General features: G+C 63.7%; 16 protein-coding genes. 3 read left to right on the forward strand and 13 right to left on the reverse strand.

The features are described 5' to 3' along the window. Positions 1-67: 67 nt before the first annotated feature. From NKJ09_RS24950 to cysG, 5 genes are all read right to left on the reverse strand, one after another. Positions 68-604 (reverse strand): DUF934 domain-containing protein, encoded by a 537-nt coding sequence (locus NKJ09_RS24950; protein ID WP_023718941.1) that lies wholly within the window; start codon positions 602-604, stop codon positions 68-70. Positions 605-820: 216 nt separating this feature from the next. Beyond that, complete coding sequence (locus NKJ09_RS24955) at positions 821-1,585, reverse strand: phosphoadenylyl-sulfate reductase (protein WP_023718940.1); 765 nt, start codon at positions 1,583-1,585, stop codon at positions 821-823. Then, positions 1,560-3,230: a nitrite/sulfite reductase gene (locus NKJ09_RS24960; protein ID WP_352495494.1), complete on the reverse strand. Its 1,671-nt coding sequence runs from the start codon at positions 3,228-3,230 to the stop codon at positions 1,560-1,562. Before NKJ09_RS24960 ends, NKJ09_RS24955 begins: the two co-directional genes overlap by 26 nt. A 73-nt stretch (positions 3,231-3,303) precedes the next feature. Next, positions 3,304-3,609 carry a DUF2849 domain-containing protein gene (locus NKJ09_RS24965; protein WP_023718938.1) on the reverse strand — a complete coding sequence of 102 codons (306 nt, stop codon included), beginning with the start codon at positions 3,607-3,609 and terminating at the stop codon, positions 3,304-3,306. Beyond that, on the reverse strand, positions 3,606-5,057 hold the full coding sequence (gene cysG, locus NKJ09_RS24970; RefSeq protein ID WP_352495495.1) for a siroheme synthase CysG: 1,452 nt from the start codon (positions 5,055-5,057) through the stop codon (positions 3,606-3,608). Before cysG ends, NKJ09_RS24965 begins: the two co-directional genes overlap by 4 nt. A 440-nt stretch (positions 5,058-5,497) precedes the next feature. Here cysG and NKJ09_RS24975 point away from each other — a divergent pair, with 440 nt between their 5' ends. Next, positions 5,498-5,947 carry a baeRF12 domain-containing protein gene (locus tag NKJ09_RS24975; protein ID WP_023718936.1) on the forward strand — a complete coding sequence of 150 codons (450 nt, stop codon included), beginning with the start codon at positions 5,498-5,500 and terminating at the stop codon, positions 5,945-5,947. A 418-nt stretch (positions 5,948-6,365) separates the two neighbouring features. Here NKJ09_RS24975 and NKJ09_RS24980 read toward each other — a convergent pair whose 3' ends face one another. Continuing rightward, positions 6,366-6,863, reverse strand: coding sequence for a GNAT family N-acetyltransferase (locus tag NKJ09_RS24980; RefSeq protein ID WP_023718935.1), 498 nt, complete (start codon positions 6,861-6,863; stop codon positions 6,366-6,368). A 451-nt stretch (positions 6,864-7,314) separates the two neighbouring features. On the opposite strand from NKJ09_RS24980, the gene NKJ09_RS24985 reads away from it, so the two are divergent. Next, the gene (locus tag NKJ09_RS24985) at positions 7,315-9,087 is read left to right on the forward strand and encodes a cation:proton antiporter domain-containing protein (RefSeq protein ID WP_352495496.1); all 1,773 of its coding nucleotides are present in this window, start codon (positions 7,315-7,317) and stop codon (positions 9,085-9,087) included. A gap of 114 nt (positions 9,088-9,201) precedes the next feature. Here NKJ09_RS24985 and NKJ09_RS24990 read toward each other — a convergent pair whose 3' ends face one another. From NKJ09_RS24990 to NKJ09_RS25015, 6 genes are all read right to left on the reverse strand, one after another. Beyond that, positions 9,202-9,954, reverse strand: a complete 753-nt coding sequence (locus tag NKJ09_RS24990) for an SDR family NAD(P)-dependent oxidoreductase (RefSeq protein WP_023675240.1) — start codon at positions 9,952-9,954, stop codon at positions 9,202-9,204. A gap of 86 nt (positions 9,955-10,040) precedes the next feature. Next, entirely contained in the window at positions 10,041-10,355 is a 315-nt protein-coding gene (locus NKJ09_RS24995; RefSeq protein ID WP_352495497.1) for a hypothetical protein, read from the reverse strand. A gap of 73 nt (positions 10,356-10,428) precedes the next feature. Continuing rightward, positions 10,429-12,681 carry a transglycosylase domain-containing protein gene (locus tag NKJ09_RS25000; protein WP_352495498.1) on the reverse strand — a complete coding sequence of 751 codons (2,253 nt, stop codon included), beginning with the start codon at positions 12,679-12,681 and terminating at the stop codon, positions 10,429-10,431. A gap of 291 nt (positions 12,682-12,972) precedes the next feature. Further along, on the reverse strand, positions 12,973-13,224 hold the full coding sequence (locus tag NKJ09_RS25005) for a hypothetical protein (protein ID WP_352483601.1): 252 nt from the start codon (positions 13,222-13,224) through the stop codon (positions 12,973-12,975). 204 nt (positions 13,225-13,428) lie between these two features. Next, a complete protein-coding gene (locus NKJ09_RS25010) occupies positions 13,429-14,049 on the reverse strand; it encodes a ribonuclease D (protein ID WP_031193995.1) in 621 nt (206 codons plus the stop codon). A gap of 103 nt (positions 14,050-14,152) precedes the next feature. Further along, complete coding sequence (locus NKJ09_RS25015) at positions 14,153-15,538, reverse strand: M20/M25/M40 family metallo-hydrolase (protein ID WP_352483602.1); 1,386 nt, start codon at positions 15,536-15,538, stop codon at positions 14,153-14,155. Between the two features lie 445 nt (positions 15,539-15,983). Between NKJ09_RS25015 and polA the strand changes: the two genes are divergently transcribed. Next, the gene (gene polA / locus NKJ09_RS25020; RefSeq protein WP_352495499.1) at positions 15,984-18,932 is read left to right on the forward strand and encodes a DNA polymerase I; all 2,949 of its coding nucleotides are present in this window, start codon (positions 15,984-15,986) and stop codon (positions 18,930-18,932) included. A 228-nt stretch (positions 18,933-19,160) separates the two neighbouring features. On the opposite strand, the gene NKJ09_RS25025 is transcribed toward polA, so the two are convergent. Next, positions 19,161-19,565 (reverse strand): Fur family transcriptional regulator, encoded by a 405-nt coding sequence (locus NKJ09_RS25025; protein WP_023721937.1) that lies wholly within the window; start codon positions 19,563-19,565, stop codon positions 19,161-19,163. Positions 19,566-19,591: the final 26 nt, after the last annotated feature.

The following is a 19,591-nucleotide window of genomic DNA, read 5'->3' on the forward strand; positions in this document are numbered from 1 at the left end:
GGCAAAATAAAAGATCGAATCGGCAATGTGGTCCGACCAGATCGTGCTTCTGGTCCCCTGGAGCAGATCAGCTGGCGCGCACCCGCCGCCAGGAATATTTCGGGCCTTTGGCCTCCGGCTTCACCGCCGGCTGGTAGAACAGCGGCAGTCCGCCGGTGCGGCCTTGCTCGAGCCGCTTCAGCAGCACCGGGTGCGAGATCTCGAATTCGTCGAAGCCGAGGCGCAGCATGTGCGGCAGCTGGTCGATAAGCACCTGCCCGGTGGCGCGCATGGCGCCGGTGAAATGGTAACGGCTGCGCAGCAATTCGCCCTTGGAGAACGAGCGGCCGTCATTGAACGCCGGGAAGGCCAGCGCCACCAGCGACAGCTGGTCGAGCAGGCCGGCGATCTTCTCGAGCTGATCGCCGGGCTGCAGCAGCACGCCGATGCGTTCCTTCGCCGACCGCCGCACCTCCCGATCGAGGCCGAGAAACGCCTGCAGCGGCAGGATGAAGCGGCCATTGCCGACCAGCGCCTCGGCGCTTTCGGCATGAACCCACTCGTCCTCGCAAAAACCATTCGGCGTCCACAGCCGGGTGGCGTTTTCCGCTATCAATTCGCTCATCAAGAAATTCCCAAGTCCACAAGGTTCTAAAGTGCAAAACACCTCAGGGGTGTGTTGAGATTCAGGTCAGGCCGAGCCGGAGCCGAAGGCGGGCGCGAAGCGACCAAACTGCGTGGCTTCCGAGAACCGGAGCGGAGCGTACTTTTGGGTACGTGAGCGCCGGAAGCGCAGGAAGCCGCCGTTTGCAGGCCGGCATCACCTGAATATCAATATACCCTAAAGTGAGGCATCGGTCAGCGACTTCTCCAGCCCCGACAAATGGATGCCGCATTCGGTCTTGGCGTGCCCGGCCCAGCGGCCACTGCGCGCGTCGTCGCCCGGCTGCACCGGCTGCGTGCAAGGGAAACAGCCGATCGACAGATAGCCATAGGCGACGAGCGGGTTTTCACGCAGCGCATGTGCGCGCATGTAGCTGGCCTGGTCTGATGTCGTCCAGTGCGCCAGCGGATTGATGCGGATGCGCGAGCCGACCGCCTCGAACACCGGAAGCGCTGCCCGGGTCGCGGCCTGGAAGCGCTTGCGTCCGGTGAACCAGGCGCGGAACGGCTCGACGCCGCGCGCCAGCGGCTCGACCTTGCGCACGTCGCAGCAGGCGTCGGTATCGGTCTCGTTCAGATTGCCGGTCGGGTCGATCCTTGCCAGCGCCGCATCGTCGGGCCTGATCACCCGGATATCGGTCAACCCGAAATCGGCGACCAGCGCGTCACGATAGCCGAGCGTTTCCTCGAAATGCTTGCCGGTGTCGAGAAAGATCACCGGCAGCGTGCGGTCGATCTCCGCGATCATGTGCAGCAGCACCGCCGAATCCGCGCCGAAGGACGAGACGGCGGCGATTTCGCCGTGAAAGAATTCCCGGGCCGACCGCTCGATAATCTCCAGCGGCTTTAGATGGCCATAGAGCGCGTCGAGACCCGCCGCTTCGGCGGCGATGCCGGCCTCGACGTCGATGATCCGGTCAAGCGGCCTTGGTTTCGCCAGCATAGAGCGCCTCCTTGAACGGCGCGGGACCGACACGGCGGTAGGCGTCGATAAATCTTTCGTTTCTGTCCAGCCGAAGCCCGAGATAGGTCTCGACGATCTGCTCGATGGCATCGGTGATCTCTTCCGAACTGAAGCCGCGGCCGATGATCTCGCCGACCGAGGTGTTCTCGTCGGCCGAGCCGCCGAGCGTCACCTGGTAGAGCTCGGCGCCTTTCTTCTCGACGCCGAGGATGCCGATATGGCCGACATGGTGATGGCCGCAGGCATTGATGCACCCGGAAATCTTCAGCTTCAATTCGCCGATCTCGCGCTGGCGCTCCAGCGAGGCGAAGCGCCGCGAGATTTCCTGCGCCACGGGAATGGAACGCGCGGTTGCCAGCGCGCAATAATCGAGGCCGGGGCAGGAGATGATGTCGCTGATCAGGTTGGAATTGGCCGTCGCCAGCCCGATATCGACAAGCGTGTCATAGACCGCCTTGAGGTCGGCACGCGCCACATGCGGCAGGATCAGGTTCTGCTCGTGACTGACGCGCAGCTCGTCGAAGGAATATTTTTCGGCAATGTCTGCGACCGCTTCCATCTGGCTGTCGGACGCGTCGCCCGGCGTCTCGCCGATGCCCTTGAGCGAGATGGTCACCGCCGCATAGTCGGGATGGCGATGGGTGACCACATTCTGGTCAAGCCATTCGGAAAAGCTCTTCGAGTCGAGCCGGGCAAGCTTGACCGCCTCGTCGCCTTCCGGCCGGTCGACAAGCGCCGGCGGCGCGAAATAGGCGTCGATGGCGCGGATGTCTTCTTCCGGCAGCCTCAGCTCGGCGTCTTTCAACTCCTGCCATTCGGCCTCGACCTGACGGGTGATCTCCTCGACGCCGGTCTCGTGGACCAGGATCTTGATGCGCGCCTTGAACTTGTTGTCGCGCCGGCCATAGAGGTTATAAACGCGCAGGATCGCCGTGCAGTAGGACAACAGATCCGCTTCGGGCAGGAAGTCGCGGATCTTCTTGGCGACCATCGGCGTGCGGCCCTGGCCGCCGCCGACATAGACGGCGAAACCGAGGTCGCCGGCGGCGTTCTTCTTCAGATGCAGGCCGATGTCGTGCGTCTGGATGGCGGCGCGGTCGCGCTCGGCGCCGGTCACTGCGATCTTAAACTTTCGCGGCAGGAACGAGAACTCCGGATGCACCGACGACCATTGCCGCAGGATTTCGGCATAGGGGCGCGGATCGGCAACCTCGTCGGCGGCGGCGCCGGCGAAGTGGTCGGCGGTGACGTTGCGAATGCAGTTGCCGCTGGTCTGGATGGCGTGCATCTCGACGCTTGCCAGATCCGCCAGGATCGCCGGAATGTCCGACAGCGCCGGCCAGTTGAACTGGATGTTCTGGCGCGTCGTGAAATGGCCATAACCCTTGTCGTATTTGCGGGCGATGTGGCCGAGCATGCGCAGCTGCTTGCTGTTCAGCGTGCCGTAGGGCACGGCGATGCGCAGCATATAGGCATGCAGCTGTAGATAGACGCCGTTCATCAGCCGAAGCGGCCGGAACTGGTCCTCGGTGATCTCGCCGGCAAGCCGCCGTGCGACCTGGTCGCTGAACTCGGCGACGCGGGCCTTGACGAAATCGTGGTCGAACTCATCGTAACGGTACATTTTCAGGTCTTTCCGGGCGCGTCCGCCCGTTATTTTCTTCGTTCGAGCACGATCGGGATCATGCTTGTGTCATCTATGCCGCGCGTGCGGCCTGCGGACGGGCCTGCTTGCCCAGATCGTGGCGGGTGGTCGGGCCGGCGGCACGGATCTTTTCGCGCAGCCGGACCGCCTCGACAGTGCCGTTGACCACAGTCACGTCGATCAGATTGACGTCGACCACCTCGTTGTCGGCGGAGGCCTTGGCGCCGATCGCCTCCAGCCGGTCCTCGGCCGCCTTGTCATGGGCGATGTCGGCATGGTCGATGATCTCGGCCCAGCCGCCATTGGCGTACCAGACGGCTATGCCGTCGGCGAGACGGTTCGCGGTCAGCACTTTCATTGGTTCACTCCTTCCGCGGCAGCACGGGCCACGCTGTCCTGCCTGTGTGCGGCCAGCGGCTCGGACCGTTCGAAATTGGCGCCGGCGACGGCGTCGCCGATGATCGTCATCACCGGGCCGCTGAGGTCGGCGCGCGCCTCCAGCGACGGCAGGTCGGCGAGCGTGCCGTGGAAACGGCGGCGGTTGGCAAGACTGGCATTCTCGACCACGGCGACGGCCGTGTCCGGCGACAGGCCGGCTTCGATCAGCCGGCCGGCGACCTCGGCGGCGACCGAGCGCCCCATATAGACGGCGACCGTCGCGCCCGAAATGGCGAGCTTTGCCCAATCGGGCAGCGAATTTCCCTTGAGGTCGTGGCCGGTGGTGAACACCATCGACGACGACACGCCGCGCAGCGTCAGCGGCAGTTCGAAATCGGCGGCGGCGGCGAAGGCCGCGGTGACGCCCGGAACCACTTCGTAGGCGACGCCGGCATCGCGAAGTGCCGCCATCTCCTCGCCGGCCCGGCCGAACACCAGCGGGTCGCCGGACTTCAGCCGCACGACGCGCTTGCCGGCGTGGCCAAGCTCGACCAGCAGCGCATTGATCTCGGCCTGGCTCTTGGAATGGCAGCCCTTGCGCTTGCCGACCGGCAGGCGTTCGGCATCGCGGCGGCCCATGGCGACGATGGCCTCCGGCACCAGCGCGTCATGGACGATCACGTCGGCTTCCATCAGCAGGCGATGGGCGCGCAGCGTCAAAAGGTCCTCGGCGCCGGGACCGGCGCCTACAAGCGCGATATGGCCCGATGCCGGTTCGTTCGAAAGCAGCAGGCCGACGGCCGCATCATGCGCCTGCGAAAGCTCGCCGGCCTCCACGGCACGGGCCGGCGCGCCGCCAAAGAAATCGCTCCAGAAGCGGCGGCGGGCATTGCCTTTCGGCAGCAGTTTTTCGGCAGCGCCGCGAAACGAAGCGGCAAGTGCCGCGAGCGGCCCGAGCGAGGGCGACAGCATGCGGTCGATGCGGCTGCGCAGCATCTGCGCAAGCACCGGGCCGGCACCTTCCGTGCCGATGGCAATGGCGACCGGCGCGCGGTTGACCAGTGCCGGCGTGAAGAAATCGCAGAGCTCCGGCCGGTCGACGGCATTGACCGGAATGCCCAGCCGGCGCGCATCCCCGGCAACGCGGCGGTCGAGCGCCTCATCGCCGCTGGCGGCAAACACCATCACCGCACCATTGAGATGTGCTGCATCATAGGCGTCGGCAATGTGGGTGGCGCCCGTCTCGGCGATGCAGGCCAGCAGATCGGCGCTTGCGGCATCGCTGACGATGCGCAGCACAGCGCTCGACTGAGCGAGCAGCCGCGCCTTGGCCAGCGCTTCCTCTGCGCCGCCGACGATGGCTATGGCTTCGCCCTCGACCCGCATGAAGACGGGAAAGGCATTGAGCTTGGGCTTGGCTTGCGGCATGACGAGCGGAATCCTGGAACCGTTTGCCAGTTCTACGCGGGGGCGCGAAAAACCAGAAGGCACCCACTCGCGCATCGCTTCGTAGCAGGCAATCTCTTTTCTGCAAGCACGAAGGCCAAGAGAAAAATATTCCACATTCAAATGCGGAGCAGATTGAAGCTGCTGTTGCAGCCCTTGATCCGCTGCCTTTTCAGCGGCCGGAGGAGCTAACCACAAAACAGATTTTTCTAAATTCTATCAATTTAGTAGATTAAGCCGCCGGATGCCGACCGAGCGATCGACGGCAGCCCCGCACTCTCGCCGGCTCCTGTCGGAGATACCGGGTCAGAGTACCGGAACATTCACGCCTCGGCACGCGTTTGCTCTATAGGCTCAAGCCCGGTCATGCCCCTGCGGCAAAGGCCCGGCGATGGGCTTGAAAAATCAAAAAGGAGCGCCCCATGAGCAACGTCAGACTGAAACGCGGACTGTGGATCGTGGTGGCAGATGGCGAAAAGGCGCTGTTCCTCGAGAACCGTGGAGACGTCCAATATCCCGACCTTCAGGTCGTGCACGAGATGGAGCAGGAAAATCCGGCAACCCGAGAGCAAGGCACGGACCGCCCCGGCCGCTACAGCGACGGCCCTTCCGTCCACCGCAGTGCGGTCGAGGACACCGATTGGCACCGCCTTGGCAAGGAGCGTTTTGCCGACGAGATTGCCGACCGGCTCTACAAGCTCGCGCATCGCGGCACCTTCAAGGAGATCGTGCTGATCGCACCGCCGCCAGTGCTGGGCGACATGCGCCGGAAACTGCACAAGGAGGTCACCGACAAGATAACGGCCGAAATTCCAAAGACGCTGACCAACCACAGCATACCCGATATCGAGAGCCTGCTGCAGGCGACCTGATCGGGCATCGGCGGTGCGTACATTCCTTATTGATCGTGAGGCTGAAGCAGCCCAGGGCAATCGCATCAGGTTTGTGCTGCCCCTCACCCTTACCCATTCCGGGGCGAGCCGCTTGTCTCGCCCGTCCTTCGGACCCCCGTGAAAGACGGGGAGAGGGGGTTGCCAGCGTTGCGTCCAAGCCCCTTCTCCCTGTCACTTACGGGGAGAAGGTGCCGGTAGGCGGATGAGGGGCAGCGTTCCGCCCTCCCACCCCGACGCAAGGGTGAGGAGAGAAACACAAGGCGGCACGTTCACCCTCCAAGCCTCGCTCCGGAAGATGTCGAAATGGGCCTCCTTCGCCACGTTCCAATCGGTTCAAAGCTGACCGGGGGCCGGATCACGGCGACAAAACGTACTGTCGGTCGGGATGCGCCTATCGTCATTGACCGTCGAGCATCACGGCCATGCAGATGGTGTCGACATAGCGACCATCAATGCAAACACTACGCCTGAGGACACCTTCCGTAACGAAACCAGTTTTCTCATACAGCGTTATGGCCCGGCTATTATCGGCGTGCACCGAGAGTTCAACGCGAACGAAGTTTTCTTGCCGAGCCTTTTCTAAGGCGGCGGTGATAAGGCGACGGCCCAATCCTTGTCCACGATAATCGGGTATGATTCCTATCGCTAAACTTCCGCGATGAGCGTGAGATGGAAAGAAATGGCGGGTGATGTCGCACCATCCCACAACGCGGTCTCCTTCCGTCGCCACGATATGCGGGTTTCGCTGCTTAATCATATTCAAAACGAAATCGCGTGTCTCAGGAAGCGGGAACGCTTCAAGCATGGTCAGGTATTTTCGCTCCCGCGCGACAACGTCGAGAGCCGCATGGAAACTCTCAATGTGCTCTGCGGCTGTATTGGCGATTTCAACCATACTTCCTCCAAGGTTCTCCGCTTTCCCAAAGTCTTTGTCGAAGATTGTCTCATCCGCAAGCGCCCGGCTTCAAAAACGCCTGTGGCGCAGTAGGAGGCTGCCACGATCTGACAGGACACGGGTTGGCGAATCGTGCCTGATGCGTCGCACCCATCTTCCATCCCGAGGACCGCTTCGGTCTGCTAACGGATGAATCCCAGTTCTATCAATGCACAATTAGCAGCGTCTGCCTGCGCGAACGGGATAAGCCCTTTTCCGTATCAATCGCCTGCCTAGAGCAGGCCGCGCCGGGTGGCAACGCTTACCGGCTCTCTGCCTTTTGCTTCTTTGCCATCGATTTCATGGGGATTGCGGGTTGTCTCGCGACTGTCCGAGCCCCCATACTGCCGAGGCGGCGGCTTTCGGGCGGCGCACGTCCGACATGGCAATTCCTGAAGGCGCTCCATAGACAATGCCGCATGACACGCCCCTTATCGCCACCATCGTTGCCGGTCTGGGGCTGGCTTTCGTCTTCGGCGCACTTGCCAACCGTTTTCGCGTGCCGCCGCTGGTAGGCTATCTCATCGCCGGCGTTCTGGTTGGACCGAACACGCCGGGTTTCGTTGCCGATGCCGGCCTCGCCAATGAACTGGCCGAGATCGGCGTCATCCTGCTGATGTTCGGCGTCGGCCTGCATTTCTCGCTGAAGGACCTGTTGTCGGTCCGCGCCATCGCCGTGCCCGGCGCCATCGTGCAGATCGGCTTCGCGACAGCCCTTGGCGCCGGCCTCGCCTGGATGCTCGGCTGGTCGATGGGCGCCGGGCTGGTCTTCGGCCTGGCGCTTTCCGTGGCCTCGACCGTGGTGCTGTTGCGCGCGCTGCAGGAGCGGCGGCTGATCGAGACCGAGCGTGGCCGCATCGCTGTCGGCTGGCTGATCGTCGAGGATCTGGCGATGGTGCTGGCGCTGGTGCTTTTGCCGGCATTGGCCGGCGTGCTCGGCGGCCAAGAGCAGGTGGAGGTGCACTCCGGCGGTCTGCTGTCGCTGCCGGCGAGCTACGGCGTCTGGGGCGTCGTCGGCATCACACTGGCCAAGGTCGCGGCCTTTGTCGTGGTCATGCTGGTGGTCGGCCGCCGGCTTATCCCCTGGATCCTGCACTACGTCGCCCATACCGGATCGCGCGAACTGTTCCGGCTGGCGGTGCTTGCGATTGCGCTTGGCGTCGCCTTCGGCGCGGCCAAGCTGTTCGGCGTGTCGCTGGCTCTCGGCGCTTTCTTCGCCGGCATGATCATGAGCGAATCCGAGCTCAGCCATCGGGCGGCCGAGGAATCGCTGCCGCTGCGCGACGCCTTTTCCGTGCTGTTCTTCGTTTCGGTCGGCATGCTGTTCGACCCGTTCAGCCTGATCAGCAATGGCTGGCCGATCCTGGCGACGCTGGCCATCATCGTTATCGGCAAGTCGCTGGCAGCCTTCGTCATCGTCGTCGTTTTCCGCTATCCGGTCGCAACCGCGTTGATGATTTCGGCAAGCCTTGCCCAGATCGGCGAATTCTCGTTCATCCTGGCCGAACTCGGCGTCGGGCTGAAACTGCTGCCCGAACAAGGCCGCGACCTCATCCTCGCCGGCGCCATCCTGTCGATCGTCCTCAATCCGCTGATGTTTCTTGCCGCCGACCGGATGAAACCCTGGCTGGCAGCACGCGCCGGCAGGACGGCGCCGTCCGGCGAAGCAAGGCCGATCGGCCCGGCGACCGAACCCGGCCAGGTGGCTTCGGTCGCGGCGCCCGCGAAGGAGGATGGCCCGCCGCCCAGGACGAGGCTGACCGGCCACACCATCCTGATCGGCTACGGCCGCGTCGGCAGCCTCGTCGGCGCGTCGCTGAGGCAGGCCGCCCTGCCCTTCCTCGTCATCGAGGATGCCGACAAGACGTTGGCGAAGCTCAAGGCCGAAGGCGTCGAAACCGTGGCCGGCAACGCGGCGAATGGCGACGTGTTCGCCGCATCCAATCCTGAGGACGCGAAGCGGCTGATCCTGGCCATCCCCAACGCCTTCGAGGCCGGGCAGCTCGTGCTGCGCGCCCGCGCCGCCAATCCGACAATCGAGATCATCGCCCGCGCCCATTCCGATGCCGAGGTCGAGCACCTCAAGGGCCTTGGTGCCGACACCGTCATCATGGGTGAACGCGAGATCGCCCGCGGGATCGTCGAGGAGGTTTTGGCAGCACCGAAAGCGCCCACGGCAGCCTAAGCCTGCGCTGCCCCGCCAGCGTAGCGGTCAAGCCCCTTCTCCCCGTTCTTCACGGGGAGAAGGTCCCGGCAGGGGGATGAGGGGCAGCGTCAACGATTGATCAAAACCAACCGCTCAAACGTGCTGGCCGCCATTGATGTGGATTTCCGAACCGGTCACGTAAGACGCCTGCTGCGAGCACAGGAAGAAAATGATGTCGGCAACTTCCGCCGTAGTGCCCAGCCGTCTCAGCGGAATTGTCTCGACGATCTTTTCAGTGCCCGGCGACAGGATCGCGGTGTCGATCTCGCCCGGCGCAATGGCGTTGACGCGAATGCCGTGCGGGCCGAAATCATGCGCCATCTCGCGCGTCAGCGAGCCGAGTGCCGCCTTCGAGGTCGCGTAAGCGGTGCCGGCGAAAGGATGCACGCGGGTGCCGGCGATCGAGGTGACGTTGACGATCGAACCCTTGGCCGAGGCCAGCTCCTTGAACAGTCCCCGCGCCAGCATGATCGGGGCGAAGAAATTCACCTGGAAGACGTCCCGCCAGACATGCATCGGCGTGTCGATCGAGTTCATGCGGCTGTTGCCGTCCTTGAGCTTCGGCGAGATGCCGGCATTGTTGACCAGCGCGTGCAACTGGCCGCCATGCGCCTCCAGCCGGTGGCGGATCTCGGAGATGGCGATGCCGACATCCTCCTGGTCGGCGAGATCGACCTTGATGTGGTCTTCCGGGCCGGCCGGCCACGGGCAGTCCTCGGCAAAAGCCTGGCGCGAGCAGGTGATGACGCGCCAGCCTTCACGTGAAAAGCGCTTGACCGTGGCATGGCCGATGCCGCGGCTGGCGCCGGTCAGCACGATGGTTTTTCTGGTGTCGGTTTCGGCCATGTCGCGTCTCCAGTGACGTGATCTACCCGAATATCGTTACGGTGGCGAGGGCCGTGCCGACCGATGCCAAATGACAGACGATATCTTCAATAGCAGGTGGGGCATTCGTAGCGCAGTTTGAGATTTACGACGAACATGAGGAGCGCCAGCACCCAAAGAACAGTCAAGAACACGATACGATTTCTTCGCATCAAGCGTCCAAAAAGCCACGCCAGACCATACGGTATAAGAAGCCCGGCAACGAAAGCGCCTACCATTCCGCCGATCCTCTCGTCGAGAAGATATGCCGGATCAGTTCTGAGGTTGGGTGCTTGTCGGAACAAGATAGCGCTTGCTGTCATGGCAATCAGCAGCGACCATTGTTCAAAGCTCAGACGGTTAAACCTACCAACGGCTTCCATTGCTCAAGCTTCTCCGGTCAATCCTTGCTTGATCTAAGGGTGAGCACGTTTTTTGCCGCGAACAACGACAAAGTCAGCCGCCTGTCAGAATATCGAGGATCGAGGTCTGCCGCTTCTTGACCGGGCCGCCGACATTACCGGGCGGCACCGGGTGCTTGATCGATCCGGTGGCGCCGTCGACCCCCGGCATGGCCAGGCCGCCGACATCGACCGTCTCGGCAGGACGCACTGGACGCGAAGCCGACTGGGTAGCTGCCGCAGGCGGCGCCGATTGGCCAACGGAAGCGACCGGCGCCGGCGGCGCCGTGTCGGACGGTATGTCATCCGGGACGATGGTGTCGGGTGGCGTCGACTTCCAGGTTCCAGGCAGCGGCCGCACCGGCACGCCCTCATGCGCGGCGACCATGAACTCGTGCCAGGCCTGCGCCGGCAGTGCGCCGCCGGTGACCTTCTTCATCGCGCTGCCGTCATCATTGCCGAACCAGACGCCGGTGGTCAGATTGGCGGTATAGCCGATGAACCAGGCATCGCGCGAATTCTGGCTGGTGCCGGTCTTGCCGGCCGCCGGCCAGGCGAACGCCGCCTTCCTGGCCGTGCCGATCTCGACCGTGCCTGTCATCATCGAGTTCATCATGCCGACGACATCGGGCTTGACGACGCGCGGCGCACCGCCGCCATTGTTTTCGTAGAGCACCTTGCCGTCGCTCGTCGTGACGCGGCGGATGAAATGGATGTCGGGCTTATAGCCGCCATTGGCGAAGGGAACATAGGCCGAGGTCAGTTCCAGCGGCGTCACTTCCGAGGTGCCCAGCGCGATCGAAGTGTTGGCCGTCAGCTCGGACTGGATGCCCATGCGGTGCGCCGCCTCGACCACCGCATTCGGTCCGACTTCCATGGTCAGCTGCGCGGCCACCGAGTTCAGCGATTTTGCCAGCGCCGTCGCCAGCGTCACCTTGCCGAAATATTTGCCGCCGTAATTGTCGGGCGTCCAGTTGCCGATCTTGATCGGCGCGTCATTGCGCACGCTGTCCGGCGTACGGCCGGATTCCAGCGCCGCCATATAGACGAACGGCTTGAACGCCGAGCCCGGCTGGCGGCGCGCTTCCGAGGCGCGGTCGAACTGGCTGGTCGAATAATCATAGCCGCCGACCATGGCGCGCACCGCGCCGGAATTGTCGATCGACACCAGCGCGCCCTGGCTGACATTGAGCTTCTTGCCGCTCTGGTCGATCAGCCGGCGGATCGATTGCTCGGCGAGCTTCTGCAGCGTCAGATCGACGGTCGTGTCGACGACGATGTCGCGGCGCACGTCACCGATCAGGTCGGGCAGTTCTTCCATGATCGTATCGGCGACATAGTTTTCCGAGCCGGTCCAGTAGGACGGCGCGCGCGTCGCCGGCGCGCTCATCGCCGTGGTCATCTCCTTGGCGCTTATCTTGCCCTCGTCGCGCATCGCGGCGAGCACCAGCTGCGAGCGCTGCTCGGCCGCCTTTGGGTCGCGTGCCGGCGACAGCCGCGACGGCGCCTTGAGCAGACCGGCGAGAAGTGCCGCCTCCGACAGCGTGACGTCGCGCGCGCTCTTGCCGAAATAGCGGCGCGAGGCCGCTTCGACGCCATAGGCGCCCGAGCCGAAATAGACCCGGTTGAGGTACATTTCGAGGATCTGGTCCTTCGTATGCTTGTGCTCGAGCCACAGCGCCAAAAGCACTTCCTGCACCTTGCGCTCCAGCGTGCGGTCCGGCGTCAGGAACAGGTTCTTGGCCAGCTGCTGGGTCAGCGTCGAGCCGCCCTGCGAAAAATGCCCGCCGAGCACATTGGTCATCATTGCCCGGGAAAGGCCGATCGGGTCGATGCCGAAATGCGAATAGAAGCGGCGGTCTTCGATGGCGATGACGGCCTCGGGAATATAGGGCGACATTTCGTGCAGGCCGACGGCCTCGCCGCCGCTCATGCCGCGATTGCCAAGCAGCTGGCCGTCGACCGAGACGATCTTGATGTTGGGGGCGCGGTCGGGAATGGCCCAGGTGGTGGCCGCCGGCATTTTCGCGCCGTAATAGACGACGATGCCGGCAGTGGCGATACCGCCCCAGATGGCCAGCACGAAGCACCAGTAGAACAGCCGGCCAAGCACGCCGAACGCGCCGCGCCGGCCTTTGCCGCGCCCGCCGCGTGACGGCTTGGCCTTGGTCGATTTGCGCTTTGCGGCGGCTTTGCGGTTGTTCGGCACGACGCGGTCCTCCTCGCTCACCGAAAAACCGGCCGAGGATCTCGCCCCCGGCGATGTCTCGAAGCTGGGTTCGATGCGACTGTCTTTCCGGTTCGCCATGCGCTGTGCTGTCTTCCCCATGCCTATGGCGTTCGGGTTGAAGACTAGATGCGGCGATTTAAGGGCGGGTTAAGTCGGGAAAAATCGAAGTAAACTGTATTCAATCACTTGCGAAGCACGCCCGGCTCGCGACAGTGCCAAAGCCGAAACGAAAAAACCCGCCTCGGCAGGCGGGTCGTTGGCGCCAATAAGCACCATAGCGGGATTAATAGCATAGCTGCCGGCACAAAGCAAGAACAAAATACGCTTCGCCTCAGAATAATCACTTCAGTTCGACGGTTGCGACCACCCTCAGTCGTCCGCGTCCGGGTCGTCGGAGGCGGGCCGCCAGCTGATCGGTTCGATCTTCTTTTGCGTATGGCCGTCCGTATAGGCCCACCAGCCGGCGTCGCTTTCGTCCCAGTCGCCGCCGGCCGCCTTCAGCCGGTCGAGCGAACGGTATTGCGCGATGCTTTCGTTCATCACGCCGTCCCTATCCTGCCAGTAGACGGTGACCTTGGAACCGTCCTTGGGTGCCGTTTCGATCGGTTTTCGCGCAGCCATTTCCATTCCTCCCGGTGAAGCGAACGGAGCGCCGGGACAAGCGCCCTCGGTTCCTGGCCGATGGCCTTTATGAGAATTCGCTCCGGCGAGACATATGGCGTGGTTTTCGAGAACCGGAGCGCAGCGGACATTTGGGTCCGTGAGCACCGGAAGCGGAGAAAACTGCGCCAGATGGCCGCCGGAGTAGAATTATCATGAAGGCCATTAGCTGTGGGCGAAGATATCCTCCTCATCCCAGCCCATCAGGTCGAGTTTCGCACGCGTCGGCAGGAAGCGGAAGCAGGCATCGGCCTCCCTGGTCCGGTTGTCGCGCGCCAGCCGCGCGCTCAGCACGTCGCGCAGCCGGTGCAGGTAGAGCACGTCGGAGGCGGCATATTCGAGCTGCTCGGGCGACAGCGTCTCGGCCGCCCAGTCCGAGGATTGCTGCGCCTTCGACAGGCCGACCCCGAGAAGCTCGAAGCAGATGTCCTTCAGCCCGTGCCGGTCGGTGTAGGTGCGCGTCAGCCGCGACGCGATCTTGGTGCAGAACACCGGCTCCGGCATGACGCCAAAGGCGTTGTAGAGTACGGCGAGATCGAAGCGGCCGTAGTGGAAGAGCTTGGTGATGCTGCGATTCTTCAGCAGGCTGACGAGGTTCGGCGCCTTCCTCTGGCCGGGCGCGATCTGGATGACGTCGGCCGAGCCGTCGCCCGGTGAGATCTGCACGACGCAGAGCCGGTCGCGATGCGGGTTCAGCCCGAGCGTCTCGGTGTCGATAGCGACCGCCCCGACATCGTAATGCAGCAGGCCGGGCAAATCGTTTTTGTGGAAACGTATGTCGCTCATCGTCTTCTCCGGTCGCGGCCCCGTGCAGCGATACGCGACGGGCCGTGCCCGTCCTTGCCGTGATCCGGTGAAAAATCAACACAAAGTTGATTGTGACGCAATTTCAGCGTGTCAGCGCCTCGAGAATGCGCGCCCAGGAGCGCTGGCCCTTGTGGAAAGAGCTCATCTCGTACTTCTCGTTCGGCGAGTGGATGCGGTCGTCGTCAAGACCGAAACCGACCAGCAGCGATTCCATGCCGAGATAGGTCTGGAAATCGCCGACCACCGGGATCGAGCCGCCGCTGCCGGTCACCACCGCCGGCTTCGGCCACTCGTCGGACAGCGCCTGCTTGGCCTTGGCGAGAAAGGGCGAGTCGTAGGAAAGCTGGATCGCCGGCGAGGCGCCGTGCGGATGGAATTCAACCGAGCAGTCGGCCGGAACGCGCTGCCTGACGAATGCCTGGAAGGCGGCGCGGATTTTTGCCGGATCCTGTTTGTGGACGAGGCGGAAGGAGACTTTTGCCGAGGCTTGCGCGGCGATCACCGTCTTGAAGCCCTTGCCGGTATAGCCGCCGATGATGCCGTTGAACTCGGCCGTCGGGCGCGCCCAGGTCAGTTCGAGCACCGAGCGGCCCTTTTCGCCGGACGGAATCGACAGGCCGATCGGGCCGAGGAAGGTCTCGGCGGTCTCGCCCAGCGACAGCCACGACTGCAATATCTGCGAGGGCGTTTCCTCGACGCCGTCATAGAAACCCGGAATGGTGACGTGACCATCCTCATCGTGGATGTCGGCCAGGATTTTTGCCAGGATGCGGATCGGATTGGCGGCCGCACCGCCATACAGCCCGGAATGCAGGTCGCGGTCGGCGGCCGTCACCGTGATCTCCTCGCCGACCAGCCCGCGCAGCGAGACGCAGATCGACGGCGTATCGCGGTCCCACATGCCGGTGTCGCAGACCAGCGCGAAATCGGCCTTGAGCTCGTCCGCATTCGCCTCGAGAAACGGTTTCAGCGACGGCGATCCGGACTCCTCCTCGCCCTCGAACAGGATCGTGATTCGGCACGGCAATCCGCCATGCACCTGCTTCCACGCGCGGCAGGCCTCGACGAAGGTCATCAGCTGACCCTTGTCGTCGGCCGCGCCGCGGCCGGTGATCACCTTGTGGCCGGGCTCGATCTCCTTGACCGCCGGCGCGAACGGGTCGCTTTCCCACAACTCGATCGGATCGATCGGCTGCACGTCGTAATGGCCGTAAAACAACAGATGCGGCGCGCCGGCTGGCCCGTCGTGATGCGCGACCACCATCGGATGCCCTGGCGTGTCGCGCACGCTGGCGTCGAAGCCGATCAACTTGAGTTCGGCGACCAGCCATTCGGCGGCCTTGCGGCAGTAGGCCGCGTAGTCCGGATCGGTGGAGATCGACTTGATACTGAGCAGGCCGAACAGGCGTTCCAGGCTCTGGTCGAAGTTCTTGTCGAGGCGGTCGAGGACAGGGGAAACTGCGGACATAGGCGGGCCTTTCGATTCTGGCGGCGAATCTAGAGCCCATGCGGCCAAACGGAAAGCCCGCGAACGTTGGGCCACGGGCAGGATCGGGTCGAAAGGCAAAAAAATGCCGCCGTGGTGGAGGGGGAACCACGGCGGCCTTACTCGAAACGATGCGGCAGCCCGGAGAGGGGGGATAGGCTGCCGCAAGTGTCCGGGATAGGCGGGGGACGGGCCTTGCTCCGGACTTCGGCGAAAACTGCCGATGGCGTTTATCTGTGTCTGCGAACGTGGCGATTCAAGGGCACAAAAATTACACTTTCGTAACATAGGCGTGAGCGAACAAAGCTCCGGCCAAGCCCTCATGGGTCGGCCGATCTCGCGCCATTTGTCAGGGTGTTGCCGGAACGCTTGCCACAAGCCGCCTTTGGCATGGACCGCGGCGCTGCGCCGCGCTATCCCTCGTGCCATGAAAAAAGGCGATCATCTCTTCCTTATCGACGGCTCCGGCTACATCTTCCGCGCCTATCACGCACTGCCGCCGCTGACGCGCAAGTCCGACGGGCTGCCGACCAGTGCCGTGCTCGGCTTCTGCAACATGGTCTGGAAGCTGACGCAGGACGCCCGCAACACCGATGTCGGCATCGTGCCGACGCATTTCGCCGTGATCTTCGACTATTCGTCGAAAACCTTCCGCAACGACCTCTACCCCGAATACAAGGCCAACCGCTCGGCGCCGCCGGAAGATTTGATCCCGCAATTCGGCCTGATTCGTCAGGCGACCAGGGCCTTCAACCTGCCATGCATCGAAACGGAAGGCTACGAGGCCGACGACCTGATCGCCACCTATTGCCGGCTTGCCTGCGAAGCCGGCGCCGACACCACCATCATCTCTTCCGACAAGGATTTGATGCAACTGGTTGGCCCAACGGTTGCCATGTACGACCCGATGAAGGACCGCCAGATCGGCGTTCCCGAGGTGATCGAGAAGTGGGGCGTGCCGCCGGAGAAAATGATCGACCTGCAGGCGCTGACCGGCGATTCGGTCGACAATGTGCCAGGCGTGCCCGGCATCGGGCCGAAGACGGCGGCGCAATTGCTCGAACAGTTCGGCGACCTCGATACGCTGCTCGCCCGCGCCGGGGAGATCAAGCAGGACAAGCGGCGCGAATCGATCATCGCCAACGCCGACAAGGCGCGCATTTCGCGTGATCTGGTGACGCTGAAGAACGACGTGCCGGTGACCGAAGGGCTTGACGAATTCGTGTTGCACGCGCCGGACGGTCCCAGGCTGATCGGCTTTCTCAAGACCATGGAATTCTCGACGCTGACCCGCCGCGTCGCCGAAGCGACCGGAACCGACGCGGGCGACGTTGCGGCCACTGCCGTCACGATAGAGCGTGCCGATACCGCGCATGGCCCCGATATGGGTTTTGGCGTGCCCGCGGCCGCCGAGAGCGCACCCCCGTCGGACGAAGCGGCTTCCGAAGTCCCGGCCGAAGCCAAGCAAGGCGACACCCCATCGCTGCTTTCGGCGCTTCGCCTGGAGGCTGCGACCGCCCGCAAGATCGACACCGGCGCCTACGCCTGCATCCGCGACGCCGCGACGCTGAAGGCCTGGATCGCCGAGGCGATGGAGAGAGGCATCGTCGCCTTCGACGTTAAGGCCTCCTCGCCCGATCCGATGCGGGCCGAACTGATCGGCCTTGCCATGGCCGTCGCGCCTGGCCATGCCGCCTACGTGCCGCTTGCCCATAAAAACGGCAATGGCGACCTGCTCGGCGGCGGCGCGGTCGACAACCAGATCTCGATCCGCGACGCACTAGCGTTGCTCAAGCCGCTGCTCGAGGACAAATCTGTCCTCAAGATCGTGCACGACATGAAATACCGCCTCGTCGTCATGAGCCGTCATGGCATCGAGATCGGCCCCTATGACGACACCATGCTGATCTCCTACGTGCTCGAGGCCGGCACCCATGGTGGCCATGGCCTGGAGGCGCTGGCCGATAAATGGCTCGGCCACGCGACCATTCCGCTGAAGGAACTGGCCGGTTCGGGAAGAAACTTCGTCGGCCTCGATCAGGCCGACCTCGGCAAGGCGACGGCTTACGGCGCCGAGCACGCCGACGTCGCGCTCAGGCTCTGGCAGGTGCTGAAGCCACGCCTTGCCGCCAAGGGCCTGGTCTCGGTCTATGAACGGCTGGAACGGCCGCTGGTGCCAGTCCTGTCACGGATGGAACAACGCGGCATCTCCGTCGACCGGCAGATCCTGTCGCGGCTCTCCGGCGAACTGGCACAAGGTGCGGCGCGGCTCGAGGACGAGATCTACCAGCTGGTCGGCGAGCGCATCAACATCGGCTCGCCAAAACAGCTCGGCGACATCCTGTTCGGCAGGATGGGCCTGCCCGGCGGTTCGAAAACCAAGACCGGCCAATGGTCGACCTCGGCGCAGCTTCTCGAAGACCTCGCCGCCGAAGGCCACGAATTGCCGCGCAAGATCGTCGATTGGCGCCAGCTGACCAAGCTGAAATCGACCTATACCGATGCCCTGCCCGGCTTCATCCATCCCGACACCAAGCGCGTCCACACCTCCTACGCGCTTGCCGCGACGACGACCGGCCGGCTGTCGTCCTCGGATCCCAATCTGCAGAACATCCCGGTGCGCACCGTCGAGGGGCGAAAGATCAGGACGGCCTTCATCGCCGACAAGGGCAACAAGCTGGTTTCCGCCGACTACAGCCAGATCGAATTGCGCGTGCTCGCCCATGTCGCCGAAATCCCGCAGCTAAAGCAGGCCTTCGCCGACGGCGCCGACATCCACGCCATCACCGCCTCGGAAATGTTCAACGTGCCGGTCGAGGGCATGCCTTCGGAAGTGCGCCGCCGTGCCAAGGCGATCAATTTCGGCATCATCTACGGCATTTCGGCCTTTGGCCTCGCCAACCAGCTGTCGATCGCACGCGAAGAAGCCGGTGACTACATCAAGAAATATTTCGAGCGCTTCCCCGGCATCCGCGACTATATCGACGCCACCAAGGCCTATGCGCGCGAGCACGGCTTCGTCGAGACCATCTTCGGCCGCCGCATCCACTACCCGGAGATCAGATCGTCAAACCCCTCGATCCGGGCGTTCAACGAGCGCGCCTCGATCAACGCACGCCTGCAGGGCACCGCCGCCGACATCATCCGTCGCGCCATGATCCGCATGGACGAGGCGCTGGAGAAGGCGAAGCTTTCCGCCCGCATGCTGCTGCAGGTGCATGACGAACTGGTCTTCGAGACGGCCGAAGCCGAGGTCGAGGCGACGATTCCCGTCGTCTGCCACGTCATGGAGAACGCCGCCATGCCGGCGGTATCGATGTCGGTGCCGCTGCACGTCGACGCCCGCGCCGCCAACAACTGGGAAGAGGCGCATTAACGTCCCGTCTGCAGCCGGCTAAGTCGCGATCCTTCCCACCCCCCTCTGTCCTGCCGGACATCTCCCCCGCAAGGGGGAGATCGGATGTCGCCCCGGCTTTCGCCAACCGTCGGCGTTGCAAAAATGGGCGGTGAAATTGAAGCTGCCAATCTCCCCCCTTGCGGGGGAGATGTCCGGCAGGACAGAGGGGGGCGCTGTCCCGCCAGCATCTCGCGGCTTAGTAAGCCCTCAAGCCGCTTCAGCCAAACACTTCGCACAAGTCCCACGAAACTCGATCACCGCCTTCTTGGCGGCGAAGCCGGTCGAGCGCACCCATTCGTCGAGCCGGTGGCCGACATCGTGGTCGGAGAACTCGGTCACCTGGCCGCAGCTGTCGCAGATGGCAAACGCCGTCATCGAATGGCTGTGGTCGTGCGGCTCGGCACAGGCGACGAAGGAATTGAGGCTTTCGAGCCTGTGCACGAAGCCGGACTTCACCAGCGTGTCGAGCGCCCGATAGACCTGCAGCGGTGCGCGAAAACCGCGCTCGCGCAATTGGTCGAGCAACGTATAGGCGCTGAGCGGCCCGCTGGCGGCCTCGAGTTTCTCGAGAACGCAAAGCTGGTTCTTCGTCAGTACATCCCTTGCCGCCATGATCCCGTTCCAAGCCGCTCCGTGCC

Origin of the sequence: Mesorhizobium sp. M0189, assembly GCF_040322135.1 — a bacterium.
In the GTDB taxonomy this organism is placed as follows: Bacteria; Pseudomonadota; Alphaproteobacteria; order Rhizobiales; family Rhizobiaceae; genus Mesorhizobium.